This window comes from Methyloversatilis sp. (assembly GCF_030698125.1).
In the GTDB taxonomy this organism is placed as follows: Bacteria; Pseudomonadota; Gammaproteobacteria; order Burkholderiales; family Rhodocyclaceae; genus Methyloversatilis.
In genome coordinates, this window is the sequence record NZ_JAUYNV010000052.1 from 1 (window position 1) to 16584 (window position 16584).

The 16584-nt window shown below is 65.5% G+C and carries 15 protein-coding genes and 1 pseudogene; 13 read left to right on the forward strand and 3 right to left on the reverse strand.

The features are described from left to right. Positions 1–636: pseudogene (locus Q8Q80_RS17055) on the reverse strand (phosphomethylpyrimidine synthase ThiC); the annotation flags it as partial. Positions 637–1106: 470 nt separating this feature from the next. On the opposite strand from Q8Q80_RS17055, the gene Q8Q80_RS17060 reads away from it, so the two are divergent. The 3 genes from Q8Q80_RS17060 (at position 1107) to Q8Q80_RS17070 (ending at position 4628) form a co-directional block, all read left to right on the forward strand. Further along, the gene (locus tag Q8Q80_RS17060) at positions 1107–2288 is read left to right on the forward strand and encodes a porin (RefSeq protein ID WP_305634071.1); all 1182 of its coding nucleotides are present in this window, start codon (positions 1107–1109) and stop codon (positions 2286–2288) included. Positions 2289–2357: 69 nt separating this feature from the next. Continuing rightward, the gene (locus tag Q8Q80_RS17065; protein ID WP_305634072.1) at positions 2358–4040 is read left to right on the forward strand and encodes a PQQ-binding-like beta-propeller repeat protein; all 1683 of its coding nucleotides are present in this window, start codon (positions 2358–2360) and stop codon (positions 4038–4040) included. A 192-nt stretch (positions 4041–4232) separates the two neighbouring features. Beyond that, positions 4233–4628, forward strand: coding sequence for a cytochrome c (locus Q8Q80_RS17070; protein ID WP_305634073.1), 396 nt, complete (start codon positions 4233–4235; stop codon positions 4626–4628). 68 nt (positions 4629–4696) lie between these two features. Here Q8Q80_RS17070 and Q8Q80_RS17075 read toward each other — a convergent pair whose 3' ends face one another. Further along, a complete protein-coding gene (locus Q8Q80_RS17075; protein WP_305634074.1) occupies positions 4697–6751 on the reverse strand; it encodes a sigma-54-dependent Fis family transcriptional regulator in 2055 nt (684 codons plus the stop codon). Between the two features lie 296 nt (positions 6752–7047). Here Q8Q80_RS17075 and Q8Q80_RS17080 point away from each other — a divergent pair, with 296 nt between their 5' ends. From Q8Q80_RS17080 to Q8Q80_RS17115, 8 genes are all read left to right on the forward strand, one after another. Then, positions 7048–8127 (forward strand): ATP-NAD kinase family protein, encoded by a 1080-nt coding sequence (locus tag Q8Q80_RS17080; protein ID WP_305634075.1) that lies wholly within the window; start codon positions 7048–7050, stop codon positions 8125–8127. Between the two features lie 142 nt (positions 8128–8269). Then, positions 8270–9244: a thiamine pyrophosphate-dependent dehydrogenase E1 component subunit alpha gene (locus Q8Q80_RS17085; protein ID WP_305634076.1), complete on the forward strand. Its 975-nt coding sequence runs from the start codon at positions 8270–8272 to the stop codon at positions 9242–9244. A gap of 33 nt (positions 9245–9277) precedes the next feature. Beyond that, positions 9278–10288 carry an alpha-ketoacid dehydrogenase subunit beta gene (locus Q8Q80_RS17090; RefSeq protein WP_069038432.1) on the forward strand — a complete coding sequence of 337 codons (1011 nt, stop codon included), beginning with the start codon at positions 9278–9280 and terminating at the stop codon, positions 10286–10288. Then, positions 10288–11397 carry an acetoin dehydrogenase dihydrolipoyllysine-residue acetyltransferase subunit gene (locus Q8Q80_RS17095; RefSeq protein WP_305634077.1) on the forward strand — a complete coding sequence of 370 codons (1110 nt, stop codon included), beginning with the start codon at positions 10288–10290 and terminating at the stop codon, positions 11395–11397. The genes Q8Q80_RS17090 and Q8Q80_RS17095 overlap by 1 nt, the downstream gene beginning before the upstream one ends. 121 nt (positions 11398–11518) lie before the next feature. After that, positions 11519–12469 (forward strand): lipoyl synthase, encoded by a 951-nt coding sequence (gene lipA / locus Q8Q80_RS17100; protein ID WP_305634078.1) that lies wholly within the window; start codon positions 11519–11521, stop codon positions 12467–12469. Continuing rightward, positions 12462–12680, forward strand: coding sequence for a sulfur carrier protein ThiS (thiS, locus tag Q8Q80_RS17105; RefSeq protein WP_305634079.1), 219 nt, complete (start codon positions 12462–12464; stop codon positions 12678–12680). Before lipA ends, thiS begins: the two co-directional genes overlap by 8 nt. 1 nt (position 12681) lies before the next feature. Then, positions 12682–13503 carry a thiazole synthase gene (locus Q8Q80_RS17110; protein WP_305634080.1) on the forward strand — a complete coding sequence of 274 codons (822 nt, stop codon included), beginning with the start codon at positions 12682–12684 and terminating at the stop codon, positions 13501–13503. 43 nt (positions 13504–13546) lie between these two features. Continuing rightward, complete coding sequence (locus tag Q8Q80_RS17115) at positions 13547–14287, forward strand: SDR family NAD(P)-dependent oxidoreductase (RefSeq protein ID WP_305634081.1); 741 nt, start codon at positions 13547–13549, stop codon at positions 14285–14287. Positions 14288–14305: 18 nt separating this feature from the next. Here Q8Q80_RS17115 and Q8Q80_RS17120 read toward each other — a convergent pair whose 3' ends face one another. After that, on the reverse strand, positions 14306–15058 hold the full coding sequence (locus Q8Q80_RS17120) for a YdcF family protein (protein WP_305634082.1): 753 nt from the start codon (positions 15056–15058) through the stop codon (positions 14306–14308). Between Q8Q80_RS17120 and Q8Q80_RS17125 the strand changes: the two genes are divergently transcribed. Both Q8Q80_RS17125 and Q8Q80_RS17130 read left to right on the forward strand, forming a co-directional pair. Next, positions 15057–15650, forward strand: a complete 594-nt coding sequence (locus Q8Q80_RS17125; protein WP_305634083.1) for a DUF2802 domain-containing protein — start codon at positions 15057–15059, stop codon at positions 15648–15650. The genes Q8Q80_RS17120 and Q8Q80_RS17125 overlap by 2 nt on opposite strands. Beyond that, on the forward strand, positions 15647–16450 hold the full coding sequence (locus tag Q8Q80_RS17130; RefSeq protein WP_305634084.1) for an SPOR domain-containing protein: 804 nt from the start codon (positions 15647–15649) through the stop codon (positions 16448–16450). Before Q8Q80_RS17125 ends, Q8Q80_RS17130 begins: the two co-directional genes overlap by 4 nt. The last annotated feature ends 134 nt before the right edge of the window (positions 16451–16584 follow it).

Consider the following 16584-nt stretch of genomic DNA (forward strand, 5'->3'; position numbering starts at 1 on the left):
TTCGGCGGGGATGGATGCGCCGAAGCTCTGGCCCGGGTGCTGGCGACCGAGCAGGGCGGCCATCTTGGCACCGGTCGGGCCCGACGCTTTGAGTGACTCGATGTATTCGCGCCGCTGCAGGTTCTCGCGGATGGCGATGTATTCCATCTCGGGCGTGATGATTCCACGCCGGGCGTAGTGCATCTGGCTGACGTTCGCACCGGCGATGGCACGGCGCGGTGCGCGGTGCAGGCCGGGAAAGCGCAGGTGGGCGGTGGCCGCATCCATTGCACGTTCGGTGCCGAAGGCGGACGAAAGACCGGACAGCTGTTCGGTGTCGCCGCGCTCGGCAATCCAGCCCGAACGCACGCCGGGCAGGCCCGAGCGGATGTCGATGGAGGCGGCCGGGTCCGAGTAGGGGCCGGAGCAGTCATAGACATAAACCGGCGGGTTCTTCTCGGCGCCGAAGGAGGCGGGGGTGTCGGACTGGGACACCTCGCGCATGGGCACACGGATGTCCGGGCGCGAACCTTCGATGTAGACCTTGCGCGAATTGGGCAGCGGCGCGATGGCCGCCGAGTCGACGTGCGCCTGCGCGGCGAGGAAGGTGTCGCGGGAATCGCGGGAGTCGGGGGACAGCGGGTCTTTGGCGTTCATGGAAGCTCCTGTGGGGCGCGCCTGCGGTGATGTCACCACAGGCGCACGGTGTGCGTCTGTACGGTGCAGCAATTTCCAGTCCACGAAGACGGCGCAAGACGCGGCGACGGCGCGCGTTCTCGCAGCGCTGCCGTCAGTCCTTTCCGGGTCCGGATCGGCGCCCACCGGGCGCAGTGGGCAAGTTGCCGTCTGACCGCATGCGGCTCGTCCGGGTGCGCTGCATGGCGTCTCACGGAACGCCTGCGACGCCGTGCACGGGGCCGATACAGATGTCGCAGTTTTTCTGCCTCGGCCAAGACATCTGTCGCATGTCTCTGCGGGCGAATCTCAGAGGTCGGGAAAAATACCCAGTCAATTCAATGCTGTGAGAGTTGGCATGGATTCTGCCCTTGTGTTCTCCGACGAAGGTGTCGCCGAAAGCGGCGCCGCGTCGAAGCTCGAAGTTTCGACATCAACAATCGGAGGGGAGTATGAAAAAGAAGATCTCTGGCGCGTCGGCGCAGGGCGGACGCAACGCATGCACGCTGGCAGCGGCAGTCGCTGCGGCAATGATGATGGTTCCCGGTGCGGCGCAAGCCGACATCGTGATCGGTGAAGTGGCCGGTACGAAGCTGTCGATGTTCGGCATCATCGACGTTGGCCTGCTGTACAACAGCAAGGCCAACGCCAGCGGCGACAGCAGGACTTCGATGGAAACCAGCGGTCTGCGTCAGACCGTGATCGGTTTCAAGGGCGAGCGCGAACTGCAGCCGAATCTCACCGCGTTCTTCAACCTCGAATCGCACTTCGATACCAACGACGGTTTCCTGCACGGCACGGGTGATGCGCCGCGCGGCGGTACGAACAACACGCCGTTGTTCCGGCGTCAGGCGAATCTGGGTGTGCGCGGCGACTGGGGTAGCGTGACGGTCGGCCGTCAGTACGGCCCGGCACTGCTGGCCCACATCGGTACCGAACCGCGTGCCTTCAAGGAGCAGTTCTCCAACCTGTATGCGTGGGCCTATGGCCAATTGTTCACGACCGCCAATGCACCGGGCGGCGACCGCAACACGAACAACGATGTGGGTATTTTCTTCAGCAATGCTGTGCAGTACAGACATACTGTCGGCCCGGTGAATTTCGGTGTGCTGTACGCGTTCGGCGGTCAGCCGGGTTCGGCCAAGGACAACAGCTCGTACGCCCTGGGCGCAACCTACAACGGCCCGATCACGCTGTCCGCGTCCTACCAGGCGATGAATGACGAACAGACCGGTCGCAGCAACATCGAGCACACCTCGCTCGGTTTCGCGATTCCGTTCGGCGACTTCATCTGGAAGAACAACTGGATGAACGCCAAGAACGACGCGCGCACCGGCGCCGAACTGGCCGACATCAATGGTTTCGGCACGGGTCTGGACTGGAAGTGGCACGCCAAGAACTCGGCTACGGTGGCGTACTACATCAACAAGGACGACAGGAACAAGACCGACGAAACGAAGTTTCTGGTCATCAGCAATGACTACCAGTGGCGGCCGGACACCACGCTGTACGTGCAGTTCGCTTACGCCGATGCCGATGCAGGCGCGACGCTGCGCACCAGCATCGTCGCCGCAGGCGTGACCGCCGGCGAGAAGAGCACGCTGCTCAACGTCGGCCTGAATTTCATGTTCTGAAGCAACGCGACTGTCTGAACACCCGGGGCCGAACCCGGGTGACTGAACCCAGTGAATGGAGATTGATAGATGACCGCCTCACGCAAGATGTTCCGCCTGTCTGCTGCCCTTCTGGCAGGCTCGGCGCTGTCCTTTCTGACCGCGGCACCTGCCATGGCGCAGGGCAAGGCCGGTTTTGAAGACCCGAACAACTGGCCGGAATATCACCGCACCAGCAATGCCTGGCGCTTCAGCCCGCTGAACCAGATCACGCGCGATAACGTGAAGAAGCTGAAGGTCGCCTGGATCCACCAGCCGGGCAACATCACGCACGGCCTGCAGTCGACGCCCATCGTCATCGATGGCGTGATGTATACGATTTCGGCCAACAACAACGTCTGGGCGATCGATGCCGCCACCGGCAAGACGCTGTGGAACTACGCGCCGAAGCTCGACAAGATCGTCGAACAGGTGTTCTACGGTGCAGCCAGCCGCGGCGTGACCGTTGGCCGCGGCAAGGTGTTTGTGGGTACGCTGGACGGCCGCTTCATCGCGCTCGACCAGAAGACCGGCAAGGAACTGTGGTCGACACAGCTCACCGCGCCGAAGACGCAGTACGGCGCATTGTTCTCCGCCCCGCCGCAACTGGCCGGCAACATCCTGTTCGGCGGTACGACCGGTGGCGATCAGCCGATCTCGGGCAAGATCTACGCGGTCAATGCCGACACCGGCAAGCCGGCGTGGACCTTTGACGTCATCAAGAACGATCCGAAGAGCTGGCCGGGCGACAGCGGCAAGGTCGGTGGCGGCAGCGCATGGATGCCGGGTACCTACGACGCGAAGACCGACACCATCTACATCGGTACGTCGAACGCAGCCCCCGACTACTACAACTACGACCGCAAGGGCGACAACCTCTATACGGCTTCGCTGCTCGCGATCGAAGGCAAGACCGGCAAGCTGAAGTGGCACCGTCAGGAAGTCCCGAACGACTCGTGGGACTACGACTCGGCGTACGAAGCGCTGATCGTGCAGAAGGACGGCAAGGACGTCATCGTCCACCTGAACAAGGGTGGCTTCGTGTTCGTCATGGACAAGAAGGACGGCGCGCTCGAAAACGTATGGCAGTTCTCCGAGAACGTGAACTGGGTCAAGGGCATCAACCCGAAGACCGGTGCGCTGATCGATCCGGTCTACCCGGAAGTCGACAAGGTCAAGACCTTCTGTCCGAACCTGCTCGGTGCGCGCAGCTGGAATCACGGCGCCTACAACCCGGGTACCGGCCTGTGGTATTCGCACGCGATGGAGGTCTGCAACGAAGTGGTGGCCGGCAAGGATGATCCGGACAACCTGAAAGCGGTCTCGGCGCTGTCGCTGGGCATCGAGTCGATCAAGCTGGTACCGCCGCCCAGCGGCAAACCGCATGGCCGCCTGGACGCACGTGATCCGCTGACCGGCAAGCTCAAGTGGTCGATCAAGTACGACCTGCCGCCGCTGTCTTCGGTACTCACCACGGCAGGCGGACTGGTGTTCACCGGCGATATGGAAGGCAAGATACTCGGCTACGACGCTGAAACCGGCAAGGAACTGTGGTCCTTCAATTCGGGCTCAGGCCTGCGTGGCGGACCGGTCAGCTACTCGGTAAAGGGCAAGCAGTACATCGTGTTCCCGACCGGTCTGGGCTCGCACGCTCCGGGCTTCCTGGCAGGTGCATTCCCGCAGATCAAGGATCTGCCGGGCGGCGCTGCAATCATCGCTTTCACGTTGGAGTAGCAACGTTGGAACCCCCGGCGCGTGGCTCCGCGCCGGGGTGGCATGTCTCCTCATTCACAGGCGGTTACTCATGTTGCTGCCTGTTTTTTTTTGGTTCATTCACACTGTTGCTGGGGTCTGCTGACATTTCATTCGGGTCGTGATGGAATGTCACGAGACCCTGATCCGGAAACCCGAACAGGACTTAAAGCAATGACTCATGACACGCCACGCAGCAATCCTGCAGGCTGGCTGACCGCAAGCGCACTGGTGATTGCCTTCGGCATGATCTGGGCCGCGCCGTCGCCCGCCTCCACGACTGAAGCCGCCATCGTTGCACCATCCTTCGAGCTGACCGATCCGGATCGGATCGCCCTCGGCAAGAAGCGCTTCAACAAGACCTGCGCAGGCTACTGCCATGGTTCGGATGGTGTCGGCGGGCGCGCCCCCGATTTCAAGGGACGTACCGATCTGGCCGACGAAGAGGCTTACCGCACCATCTTCCACGGTCGTCGCACGTCGGACATCATGCCGCCCTGGGGCGAAGCATTCTCGCCCGATCAGATCTGGGAACTGGTGGCCTACATCAAGTTTCTCGGCACGCAGTAGAACGTGACCGGAAGGGCTGGCGTGTCCGGCCCGCAGCGTGAGGCGGCTGCGGGCCGGACGCCGCCGGATCAGCCCTGTTGTGCCGTCTGCTCGGCGCTGTCCAGGTAGTTGGGCGCCACGATGCGCAGACGCGCCATCTTGCGGTAGAAGGTGGCGCGCGACATGCCGAGCTGGCGCGCCGTCTCGGTCACCTTCCAGTGATTGCGCCGCAGCGCCTCGAGCATCTTCTGGCGCAATTGCAGACACACTTCACTCAATGGTTCGCCGCTGTCGTCTTCGCAGGAGGCGTCGTACGCGATGGTTGCCACGACCGGCTGCTGCTGGGGCGGAGGCGGCAGGGCCACGCGCGCCGGCTTGTTGCCGTCGCGCAGTTCGTGCGGGAAGTGTTCGAGCCGTACCAGCGGGCCTTCCGCAATGGCGCAGGCGTAGCGGATCGCATGCCGCAGCTGGCGGATGTTGCCGGGCCAGCTGTAGGCGAGCAGCACGTCCATCGTCTCCGCTTCGATCGACAGTCCGGTGCGTTCCATCGCGGTGCTTTCTTCCAGCATGACCTGTTCGACCAGCGACCGCTTGTCCTCGCGCTCGCGCAGCGGCGGCAGCGTGAACGAGGCGCCGTTGAGGCGGTAGAACAGGTCTTCGCGGAAGCGCCCTTCGCGCACCAGTTCCGGCAGGTCCTGGTGGGTGGCGCAGATCACGTGCAGGCGCACCGGCGTTGGCTGTTCGGCGCCGAGCGGCACCACTTCGCCTTCGGCCAGCACGCGCAGCAGCCGGCTCTGCAGCGACAGCGGCATGTCGCCGATTTCGTCGAGGAAGAGGGTGCCACCGTCGGACTGCAGTATCTTGCCCTTCGAACCCTTGTTGCGGGCACCCGTGAAGGCGCCGTCGCGGTAGCCGAACAGTTCGCTCTCGATCAGGCTTTCCGGAATCGCAGCGCAGTTGAGCGCCACGAACGGCTGTTTGGCCCGGTCGCTGAAATCGTGGATGCCGCGCGCGAACGCCTCCTTGCCGGTGCCGGTCTCGCCCAGCAGCATGACCGGAATGTCGCGGTTGGCAACGCGCACCGCGCAGCCCACGTTGGCCTTCACGCGCGGGTCACCCAGCGCGAGGTGACGGAAGCCGCGCGGCGCCGTCAGGTCTTCCGCCTCGGCGACCGGCTTGGCGGCAATCTGCGGCAGCGTGCGGGCGTGCGGTGCGCGCAGCACGGCAAACAGTCGCTGGCCGGTGGCGAACATGCGCAGCGGAAACGGTGCGCCGGGGCTGGCGTGCGCGGCGGCCATGATGCCGTTGGCGGTGCACTCGAACAGGTCGTGCAGGTATTCGGCGCGGCGCCCGTTATGGTTGATCAGTTCGTGGCGGGCGCGCCGGTTGCCGCCGACGATGCGGCCGCTGTCGTCGAAGGCGATCAGGTAGTCGGTTTCGACCGGCAGAAATTCGGCGATCGGGCCGAGCTGCAGGATCCAGTGGTTGCGCAGGCTGTAGTGGGCGTAGGCGTCCTCGATCAGGCGCGCCTTGTCGATCACCATGCGGTAGATCAAAAGCTGGCTTTCGCGCTGTTCGGGCGAGTACAGGGCCGATGCATCGAGCACGGCGATCGGCTCGTCTTCAAGCCCGACGATGGGCACCGAGCTGCAGGTGAAGCTGATGTTGTGGGCGCGGAAGTGTTCGCCGCGATGGACCAGCGTGGGCTGGCAGTCGATCAGGCTGGTGCCGACGCCACAGGTGCCTTCGTGTTCTTCCGCCCAGCAGGTGCCGTTGCGGAAGCCTTCGTCCTTCAGTTCGCGTTCGAGGTGCGGCACGGTGCGGAAATCGACCGTCACGCCCTGGGCGTCGGTCAGCAGTACACAGTAGTCCGCCAGCAGCACCTGATGGTGCAGGCGCTCGACGCCTTCACGCGCGATGCGCATGAAGGTTTCGAGCCGGTCGCGGTGCTCGCGCAGCTCGTAGGCGGTGACGACCTTTGGTGTCGTCGCCCGTCCGGGGTCGATCGAGTGCTTGTTCAGCGACCGGTGCCACGAGCGCTTCAGCCGGTCGTGTTCCGCATGAAGCGGAGCGGAGCGGCTGGGTGCTTCGATGGCCTTGAGTACCCGGCCGACGTGTTCCGAGATCGTGTGTCCGCGGTCCATGTCCTTCTCCTCACGAATATATACCTCTATCGAAACACCGCGTGCGATGGGGCCTGCCGCGGCGTTTCACTTTTGTGACTTGAGGGTAAGCCCTGAACCGCCTGAAATCAACGCGACGAATGTCTCCGAAAAGTGAGACAGGTGTCTCATCGTCCCGTTGTCGCAGAGGGCAGCGATGCGACAGGTGGGTGGCTGCGTGTTGCGTCGATGCGGACGAGGTGCCGAAGAGCGCTTAAGAATCATCCGCTTGTCGGCTCCGGCGAGTCTGCCGGGACGCTGCTGGCACGGCCGATGCAATGACACCGGTAACCAACACCTGGAGTCGCATCGCCGTGCTGTCCGTCCCACCCCGTCCCGCCCTCGTCGGCATCATCGCGAATCCCGCATCGGGCCGGGACATCCGCCGCCTGACTTCGCGGGCGTCGGTGTTTCCGAACGCCGAGAAGGCCAGCATGATGGTGCGGGCGATCGCCGGGCTGGAAGCGGCCGGCGTGCGCGATGTCATGATCATGCCGGACTCGGGCGGCATCTGCGGCCCGCTGTTCCGAGCGCTGTCGGTGACCACCGGCTCCCCGGTCACCGTGAAGCCGCGCTTCATCGACATGCCGGTGACCGGCTCGGCCGACGACACGCTGCGGGCGACCGAGCTCATGTGTCAGGCCGGTGCCGGCGCGATCATCGTGCTCGGCGGTGACGGCACGCATCGCGCCGTGGCGGCGCGCTGCGGCCAGGTGCCGCTGCTTGCGCTGTCCACCGGCACCAACAACGCCTTTCCCGAAATGCGCGAAGCCACGGTCGCCGGACTGGCGGCCGGCCTGCTGGCCACCGGCGCCGTGCCGGCGGAGGTCGCCGTACGGCGCAACAAGCTGCTGCGCGTGCGTTGCGATGACCGCACGGACATCGCCCTGGTCGATCTGTGCGTCACGCGCCACAACTACGTCGGCTCGCGCGCCGTGTGGGACAGCGCGCTGCTGGAAGAACTGTTCGTCGCCTTCGCCGGGGCCGATGCGATCGGTCTGTCGGCGATCGCCGGCCAGCTCGAACCGGTCACCCGCAGCGCGCCGCACGGCCTGCATGTGCGCTGCGCCGACACGACGCATACGCCGCAGCAGGTGATCGTGCCGATTGCCCCGGGGTTGATCAGCGCAGTCGGCATCCGCGACTACGCCCGCCTGCTGCCCGGGCAGCCGGTCGAGCTCGCGCCGCAGAGCGGCACCATCGCGCTCGATGGCGAGCGCGAAATCGAATTCGATCCGTCGAACCGGATCAGCGTCGAACTCGACCTGCACGGCCCGCTGACCATCGATGTCGCCGCGGTACTCGAAAACGCAGCGCGCCGGCGCGTGCTGCGCCACTACGCAGGGTGCCCGGCATGAGCCGCGTGCGCACCCTGTCCCGTCTCTCCCCGGAGGTGCCGGCGCCTGCCGCCAGCGCCTTCGTGCCCGGTTCGTCCGGCCAACCGCCCGCAGCTGCCGGAGATCAGCGGGCTTGTCATTCCATCCACAACGAGGAGCACCCATGAGCAGTTCATTGACCAGGGAAGGCCTGCTGCAGGCCTACCGGACCATGCGCACGATCCGGGAATTCGAGGAACGTCTGCACGTCGATTTCGCCACTGGCGAAATCCCCGGCTTCGTCCACCTGTATGCCGGTGAGGAAGCGTCGGCAACCGGCATCTGCATGCACCTGAACCGCGACGACTACATCGCCAGTACCCACCGTGGCCACGGCCACTGCATCGCCAAGGGCGTCGATCCGGTCGGCATGATGGCCGAGATCTGGGGCAAACGCACCGGCACCTGCAAGGGCAAGGGCGGCTCGATGCACATCGCTGATCTTGACGTCGGCATGCTGGGTGCCAATGGCATCGTCGGCGGTGGCGGCCCGCTGATCTGCGGTACCGCGCTGGCGTCCAAGCTGCGCGGCAGCAACAACGTCGGCGTGTGCTTCTTCGGTGATGGCGCGTCCAACCAGGGCACGATTTTCGAGGCCATGAATCTGGCAGCCGTGTGGAAGTTGCCGGTCATCTTCGTCGGCGAGAACAACGGCTATGCCGAAGCGACCGCCAGCAAATTCTCGGTCGCCTGCGAAAACATTGCAGACCGCGCCTCAGCCTTCGGAATGCCGGGCGTCATCACCGACGGTTTCGATTTCTTCGCCGTGCATGAAGCGGCCGGCGAAGCGGTCAAGCGTGCCCGTGAAGGCGGCGGACCGACGCTGCTCGAAGTGAAGCTGTCGCGCTACTACGGCCACTTCGAAGGCGACCAGCAGACCTACCGCGCACCGGGCGAAGTGCAGAAGCTGCGCGAAACCAAGGACTGCCTGATGCAGTTCGCACGTCGCGTGACGTCCCGCGGCGAACTGTCGATGGCCGAGCTCGAAGCCATTGATGTCGAAGTGAAGACCCTGATCGACGCATCGGTGGTGAAGGCCAAGGCAGATCCGCTGCCCTTGCCCGAAGACCTGATGGCAGACGTCTACGTCTCTTACTGAACCTACGCCACACGCTGACAGGAGAAATATCAGATGGCACGAAAGATCACTTACCAGCAAGCCATCAACGAGGCGCTGGATCAGGAAATGGCACGCGACCCGAGCGTCATCGTCATGGGCGAAGACGTGGCCGGCGGCGCCGGCGCACCGGGCGAGGAAGACTCGTGGGGCGGCGTGCTCGGCGTCACGAAGGGGCTGTACGCCAAGCATCCGGGACGCGTGCTCGACACGCCGATCTCGGAATCCGGTTACATCGGTGCCGCGGTCGGCGCAGCCTGCAACGGCATGCGTCCGGTGGCAGAACTGATGTTCATCGATTTCATGGGCGTCTGCTTCGACCAGATCTTCAACCAGGCGGCCAAGTTCCGCTACATGTTCGGTGGCAAGGCGAAGACGCCGGTGGTCATCCGTGCGATGTACGGTGCAGGTTTTCGCGCCGCCGCGCAGCACTCGCAGTGCCTTTACAACATCTTCACCCACATCCCCGGGCTGAAGGTGGTGCTGCCGTCGAACCCGTATGACGCGAAGGGCCTGCTGATCCAGTCCATCCGCGACAACGACCCGGTGATCTTCCTCGAACACAAGGCCCTCTACACGATGGAAGGCGATGTGCCGGAAGAAAGCTACATCGTGCCGTTCGGCGAAGCCGCCGTGGTGCAGGAAGGGGACGACGTGACCATCGTGGCATTCGGCCGCATGGTCAATTACGCCAAGGATGCGGGTGCCAGCCTGCGCAAGAAGGGCGTCCAGTGCGAAATCATCGATCCGCGCACGACCTCGCCGATGGACTTCGACACCATTCTGGAAAGCGTCGAGCGTACCGGCCGCCTGGTCATCGTCGATGAATCGCACCCGCGCTGCAGCATGGCGTCCGACGTGTCGGGCTTCATCGCGCAGGAAGCGTTCCGCGCCCTCAAGGCACCGATCCAGATGGTGACCGCACCGCACGTACCCGTGCCCTTCGCAGCGTCGCTCGAAGACCTCTACATTCCCAGTCCGGCGCGCATCGAAGAAGCCGTGATGCGCGTCAAGGAGTATCGCTGATGTCCTCGATTCTTACCGTCACCATGCCCAAGTGGGGCTTGTCCATGCAGGAGGGCAAGGTCAACCTGTGGCTGAAGGAAGTCGGTGACACGATCGCTCCGGGCGAGGAAATCGTCGAAGTCGAGAGCGAGAAGATTTCCGGCGCCGTTGAAGCGGCGGTGTCCGGCACGCTGCGTCGGCAGATCGCACAGCCCGACGAAGTGCTGCCGGTTGGCGCCCTGCTCGGCGTGATTGCCGACGCTGACGTGTCGGATGAACTGATCGATGATCTGGTCACCCGCTTCCAGGCGGAATTCGTGCCGCCGACCGACGACGAGGCCGACGCCGGACCGCAGACGCAGACCGTGCAGGTCAATGGCCGGCAGCTGCGCTATCTGAAGCGCGGTGAAGGCGGCACGCCGCTGCTGCTGATCCACGGCTTCGGTGGCGATCTGAACAACTGGCTGTTCAACCACGAAGCGCTGGCCGCTTCGCGCGCCGTCTATGCGATCGACCTGCCGGGTCACGGCGCATCGACCAAGGTCACGGGTGCCGCGTCGCTCGACGATCTGGCCGATGCGGTGAGCGGGTTCATGGACGCGGTCGGCATCGCATCCGCCGACGTCGTCGGCCACTCGATGGGTGGCGGCGTGTGTCTGGCGCTGACGCGCCGTGCGCCGCAGAAGGTCAGGTCACTGACGCTGATCGCGAGTGCCGGACTGGGCAGCGACATCAACGGTGCCTACATCGACGGCTTCGTCGCCGGCAACACGCGCAATGCACTCAAGCCGCTGCTCGCCCAGCTCTTTTCGGACGCCGGTCTGGTCACGCGTCAGCTGATCGACGACATGCTCAAGTTCAAGCGGCTGGAAGGTGTCGACGCGGCGCTGGCGACGCTGGCCGGCGGGCTGTTCCCCGGTGGCCGGCAGTCGGAGGTGCTCGCCGATATCGCAGCTAAAAGCGGCAAGCCGGTGCTGGTGATCTGGGGCGAGAACGACCAGATCATTCCGGTTGCGCATGCTTCGGCCATCCCGGCGGCCAGGGTAGTGGTGCTGCCGGCACAGGGCCACATGGTGCAGATGGAATCGGCCAGTGAAGTGAACAAGCTGATCGGCGAGTTCACAAGCTGAGACCCACGGTGAGCCGTCAACGCCGTCCGCTCTGAAAAGGTGCCGGACAGGGCGGAACATCCGTTGTGGATGTTCCGCCTCGCTGCGCCATGCGCCGCAGCAACCCGATGAAGGACAAGAAATGAATACAGCAGTCATGGGGGAAGGACTGCGCGGACGCGACAAGCTGGCGCGCATTCCGGTCAAGGTGCGCGAAGACGTGGCGTCGCCGGCGAAACCTGCCTGGCTGCGCGGCCGCGACCAGGACACGCCGGCGGTGCGCGCGCTGCAGGGCGTGCTGCGCGACCACGCACTGCATACGGTATGCGAGGAAGCGGCCTGCCCGAACATCGGCGAATGCTTCGGCCGCGGCACCGCAACCTTCATGATCCTCGGGGCGATCTGCACGCGCCGCTGCCCGTTCTGCGATGTGTCGCACGGCCGGCCGCTGCCGCCCGACGCCGACGAGCCGCAACGTCTTGCAGACACCGTAGCGGCGATGAAGCTGCGCTATGTGGTCATCACCTCGGTCGACCGCGACGACCTGCGCGACGGCGGCGCGGCGCACTTTGCGCAGTGCATGGCCGACATCCGCGCGGCGTCGCCCGACATCACGATCGAGGTGCTGACACCGGATTTCCGCGGCCGTGAAGCGGCCGCACTCGACGCGCTGGCGGTGTCGCCGCCGGACGTGTTCAACCACAACATGGAAACTGTGCCGCGCCTGTACCGCGAGGTCAGGCCCGGTGCGAACTACGAAGGCTCGTTGAAGCTGATCCGCGATTTCGGCGCGCGCTTCCCCGGTGTGCCGACCAAGACCGGCCTGATGCTGGGCCTCGGCGAAACCGAAGACGAAGTGGTCGAGGTGATGCGTGACCTGCGCGCCCACGGCTGCGACCTGCTGACGCTGGGTCAGTACCTGCGGCCGTCGCCGGCTCACCTGCCGGTGATCGAGTACATCACGCCGGCACGCTTCGACGCACTGCGCGACAAGGCGCTCGAACTGGGCTTCAGCGAGGTGGCGGCCGGCCCGCTGGTGCGCTCGTCCTACCGCGCCGACGTACTGCATCAGGCGCATGCCGATCATGACTGACCCGCGCCCTTCGCTGGTCACCGTCAATGGACAGATCGAGCGGCTGGACGCCGTGATGTCGGTCGGCGGCCTGCTCGACGGCAAGGCCTTGCGCACCCGTCGTATCGCCGTCGAGCGCAATGGCGAAATCGTGCCGCGCAGCGCCTTCGACTGCACCTGGCTCAATCACGGTGACCGCGTGGAAATCGTCGTCGCAGTCGGAGGAGGTTGATGTGCATGCACCTTTGAGCCCCTGTCTGAGCGACCCGCTGGTCATCGGCGGAGAAACTTTCGAATCGCGCCTGCTGGTGGGCACCGGCAAGTATCGCGACCTCGCGGAAACCGCGCGTGCGCTCGATGCCAGTGCGGCCGAAATCGTCACCGTGGCCATTCGCCGGGTGCCGCTGACGACTCGCGATGGCGCCCCCGGGCTGCTTGACGCGCTGCCGGTCGGTCGCTACACGCTGCTGCCCAATTCTGCCGGCTGCTATACGGCTGACGACGCGGTGCGCACGCTGCGGCTCGCGCGCGAGCTGCTCGACGGCCACGATCTGGTGAAGCTCGAAGTGCTGGGCGACGCGAAGACGCTGTTTCCCGACATGCCGGAAACGCTGCGCGCGGCCGAGGTGCTGATCCGCGACGGCTTTCGCGTGATGGTCTATTGCTCGGACGACCCGATACAGGCGCGCGTGCTCGAAAGCATGGGCTGCGTGGCGGTGATGCCGCTGGCCAGCCTGATCGGTTCGGGCATGGGCATCCTGAATCCGTGGAACCTGAAAATCATCATCGCCGAGGCTGGCGTGCCGGTCATCGTCGATGCCGGCATCGGCACCGCGTCGGATGCGGCCGTGGCGATGGAACTCGGTTGTGACGGCGTGCTGATGAATACCGCGATTGCGCATGCGCGCGATCCGGTGCTGATGGCCAGCGCCATGCGCCACGCCGTCGCGGCCGGTCGCCAGGCGTTTCTGGCCGGGCGCATGGACGCGGTGCCGTATCGCGCCGTGGCGTCGTCGCCGCAGGTCGGATTGATCACCCAGATGCAAGAGATGTAAGTACAGCAGGAAGCACCCACTACAAAAACAGGGAGGAATGCAGATGTCTTCAGCAGGAACACGCAAGGTCGCACTGGTCACCGGCGCATCCCGCGGTATCGGGGCGGCCGTCGCCGGCCGGCTGGCTCGCGACGGCTTCCATGTCGTCGTCCACTACGGCAGCGGGGCGGACGAGGCGCGCGCGGTGTGCGAAGGCATACGGCAGGCGGGCGGCAGCGCGTCGGTCGTGCAGGCGGATCTGTCGGCGCGCGACGGCGCCGACCGGCTGCTCGCCGGCCTGGACGAACAGCAGGTCGATGTGCTGGTGAACAACGCCGGCATCGCGCCCTTCGCATCGATCAGCGACATGGATGTCGACAGCTTCGACGAGCTGTCGGCGGTCAACATGCGGTCGGTGTTCTTCGTCACGCAGAAGGTATTGACGCGCATGGGCAGCGGCGGCCGCATCATCAACCTGTCGTCCGTGGTGGCGCGCACGGCATTCCCCGGCATGCCCGCCTATTCGGCCACCAAGGGCTTTGTTGACGTGCTGACGCTGCACCTCGCGGCCGAACTGGGCCCGCGCGGCATCACCGTGAATGCCGTGGCACCGGGCGTCATCGAAACGCGCCTCACCACCGGTCTGCTCGAAGGCGGTGGCGCCGATGCCGTGCAATCCATCCAGGCGCTGTCGGGCATCGCCGGGCCGGATCGCGTGGCCGGCATCGTCGCCTTCCTCGCCGGACCGGACGGTGTATGGACGACCGGTCAGGTGATCGACGTCAGCGGCGGCACCAAGCTCTGAGCGCTGCGGCTGCGGCGCTCACGCCACGCGCAGGTTCATCGCGACCCAGCCCAGCCATTCGTGCAGGGCGACCCATGATTGCGACAGCGCGCGCATGGTGGGAATAAGGTCGCCCGCCACCACGGAAGCCTCCCTGCGGATCAATGTGGGCGCGGCGAGCGGCATCAGTCCGGCACGGCGGAAGTGTTCCATTGCGCGCCGCATGTGGAAGGCGTGCGTCACCAGCGCCACGCGGGTGATGCCGTCGCGGCCGAGCGCGACTGCGGACAGTGCGGCGTTGTCGCCGGTATCGCGCGACGCCGATTCGATCCAGCGCGCCGCAACTCCCTGTTCCTGCAAAGCGGTCGCCATCATGTCCGCTTCCGGCTGGCCCTGCCACACCACGCCACCGCTGACCAGCACCGGCAGGCCGGTCTGCCGCGCCAGTCGGGCGCCGGCGCGCAGACGTTCAAGGGCGAAGGCGCTCACCGTCTGTCCGTCGTAATCCACCAGGTTGTCGATAGTGCCTGCACCGAGAATGACGATGGCCTGGGCATCCGACAGGTCGGCCACACCATCGGTCACATAGGTCGAACGCTCCAGCCAGCCCGATACCAGCGGCGTGGCGAGCAGCCACAGCGCGATCAGGCCGCTCCACGCGAACGCCATTCCGGTACGCGGATGGCGCCGGCGCAGCAGCAGCCCGAAAGTGCTGACCAGCAGCGGACTGACCGGTGGCAGCAGCAAGATGGACAGCAGTTTTTTCAGGGCGAACAGCAGCGAAGCCAGCATGGGCGCCTATCCGGGCAAAAAGACTTATTATCCGGGCCAATGCGCCTCATGGCGACAGGTTGGCCATGGCGCCTCATTGCCCGGAACGGCGCCTCAACGGAGCGTGCTCTTGATCGATGTATCGGCTATCGGCTGGAAGGAAGCGGCGCTCGTCGCGCTGGTCATCCTCGCCGTGTACATGGGTTATGCGCTGATGCGCCTGTCGACCCTCGGCGCAAGCCGCGCGCCACCGGAGCCGGAACCGGTCGTCGATCCCGATCCACCGACCATCGTGCCGGCTGCGCCTGTGTTGCGGTCGGACGACATCGAATCCCTGCTCGACACCCTCCTGGACCACCGGCTTGCGCCGCTGATGCAGCAGATGGAATCCCGTCTCGAACAGGCTGAATTGCGTATCGACGAATTGGGCCGACGGGTGGAAACGGTCAATCAGCTGCCGCCAGTGGCGCCGCAGTACAGCGAGGCGTTGTCGCTCGCGGCACGCGGCTTGAGTGCGGAGGACATCGCCGACCAGTGCGAAATGTCGGTCGGAGAAGCTGAACTGGTGCGGACGCTGGCGAAAAGTCGTGGCATGGGGGGAGACGAAACATGAGTGCGGCAGTGGCGCGGGCGCGTCTGGGCGTGAGAAGCGACGCCGAGGAACAGGCGGCGGAACAGCGCAGTGCGCTGCTGCGCCGGGTGGCGGTGGCAGGCGGCCTGATCGCGCTGCTGATCGGTGGCCTGGCACTGTTCGACGTAAGTCGCAAGCCGGCCGAGCCGTTGCCGCCGCCGATGTCCGGCGTGCAACCCGGGCCGGCCGTCGCCGAAGCCGAACCGCCAGCCGAAGAAACCGCTTTGCCGCCGTTGCCGCCGGTCGACGAAGGCGCAGCCGACCCGGGTGCGCTCGACGACACTGCGGCGCAGGCAAGGACCGTCAATCTGCCCGATACCCCGCCGCCCCTGCCCGAAGGCACGGCGCGTCCCGACGCTCCAGCCGGCAGCGCCGAAGCGGAGCCCGCACTCACTGCTCCGGCACCGGCCACATCCGGTCGCCTGGTGATCGGTGAAGGCGACCCCCGTGCGCCCGCAGCGACGCAGCGGGCCCCGGCGCAGGCTTCGGCGCGCGCGTCTGCAGCCCAGCCGATCACGCGAACGCCACCGCCGGCCGCCGCCAGCCAGGGCGAAATCACCGGTTACCGGGTGCAGGTCGGCGTGTTCAGCAGCGTGGCCAATGCCGAAGACGTGCGTGCGAAACTGGCGCTCAAGGGCATTCCATCGCAGATCGAGGCGCGCGTGCATGTCGGCCCGTTCACGTCGCGCGCCGAAGCCGATCAGGCGCGCGCACGGTTGCGCGCGCTGGGCATGGACAGTGGTGCGCCGGCGCCCGTGCGGGCCACGACAGGCCACCCGTGAAAACTGCCTCGCCCTGAATCCCGACAGACGCTAAAGCCCGTGTTCGATCCGGACGTAATAACGATCCCGATCAATAAAAACATGCGAGGCTGCGATGGCGCTTCTGGGCTGGGTAAAAAAGACGGAGCTGGATG

Coding starts and splice junctions, on each gene's coding strand:
- Q8Q80_RS17130 (WP_305634084.1), top strand. CDS start 15,647: ATGAGTGCGGCAGTGGCGCGGGCGCGTCTGGGCGTGAGAAGCGACGCC.
- Q8Q80_RS17065 (WP_305634072.1), top strand. CDS start 2,358: ATGACCGCCTCACGCAAGATGTTCCGCCTGTCTGCTGCCCTTCTGGCA.
- thiS (WP_305634079.1), top strand. CDS start 12,462: ATGACTGACCCGCGCCCTTCGCTGGTCACCGTCAATGGACAGATCGAG.
- Q8Q80_RS17085 (WP_305634076.1), top strand. CDS start 8,270: ATGAGCAGTTCATTGACCAGGGAAGGCCTGCTGCAGGCCTACCGGACC.
- lipA (WP_305634078.1), top strand. CDS start 11,519: ATGAATACAGCAGTCATGGGGGAAGGACTGCGCGGACGCGACAAGCTG.
- Q8Q80_RS17090 (WP_069038432.1), top strand. CDS start 9,278: ATGGCACGAAAGATCACTTACCAGCAAGCCATCAACGAGGCGCTGGAT.
- Q8Q80_RS17095 (WP_305634077.1), top strand. CDS start 10,288: ATGTCCTCGATTCTTACCGTCACCATGCCCAAGTGGGGCTTGTCCATG.
- Q8Q80_RS17115 (WP_305634081.1), top strand. CDS start 13,547: ATGTCTTCAGCAGGAACACGCAAGGTCGCACTGGTCACCGGCGCATCC.
- Q8Q80_RS17080 (WP_305634075.1), top strand. CDS start 7,048: ATGACACCGGTAACCAACACCTGGAGTCGCATCGCCGTGCTGTCCGTC.
- Q8Q80_RS17125 (WP_305634083.1), top strand. CDS start 15,057: ATGGGCGCCTATCCGGGCAAAAAGACTTATTATCCGGGCCAATGCGCC.
- Q8Q80_RS17120 (WP_305634082.1), bottom strand. CDS start 15,058: ATGCTGGCTTCGCTGCTGTTCGCCCTGAAAAAACTGCTGTCCATCTTG.
- Q8Q80_RS17075 (WP_305634074.1), bottom strand. CDS start 6,751: ATGGACCGCGGACACACGATCTCGGAACACGTCGGCCGGGTACTCAAG.
- Q8Q80_RS17070 (WP_305634073.1), top strand. CDS start 4,233: ATGACTCATGACACGCCACGCAGCAATCCTGCAGGCTGGCTGACCGCA.
- Q8Q80_RS17060 (WP_305634071.1), top strand. CDS start 1,107: ATGAAAAAGAAGATCTCTGGCGCGTCGGCGCAGGGCGGACGCAACGCA.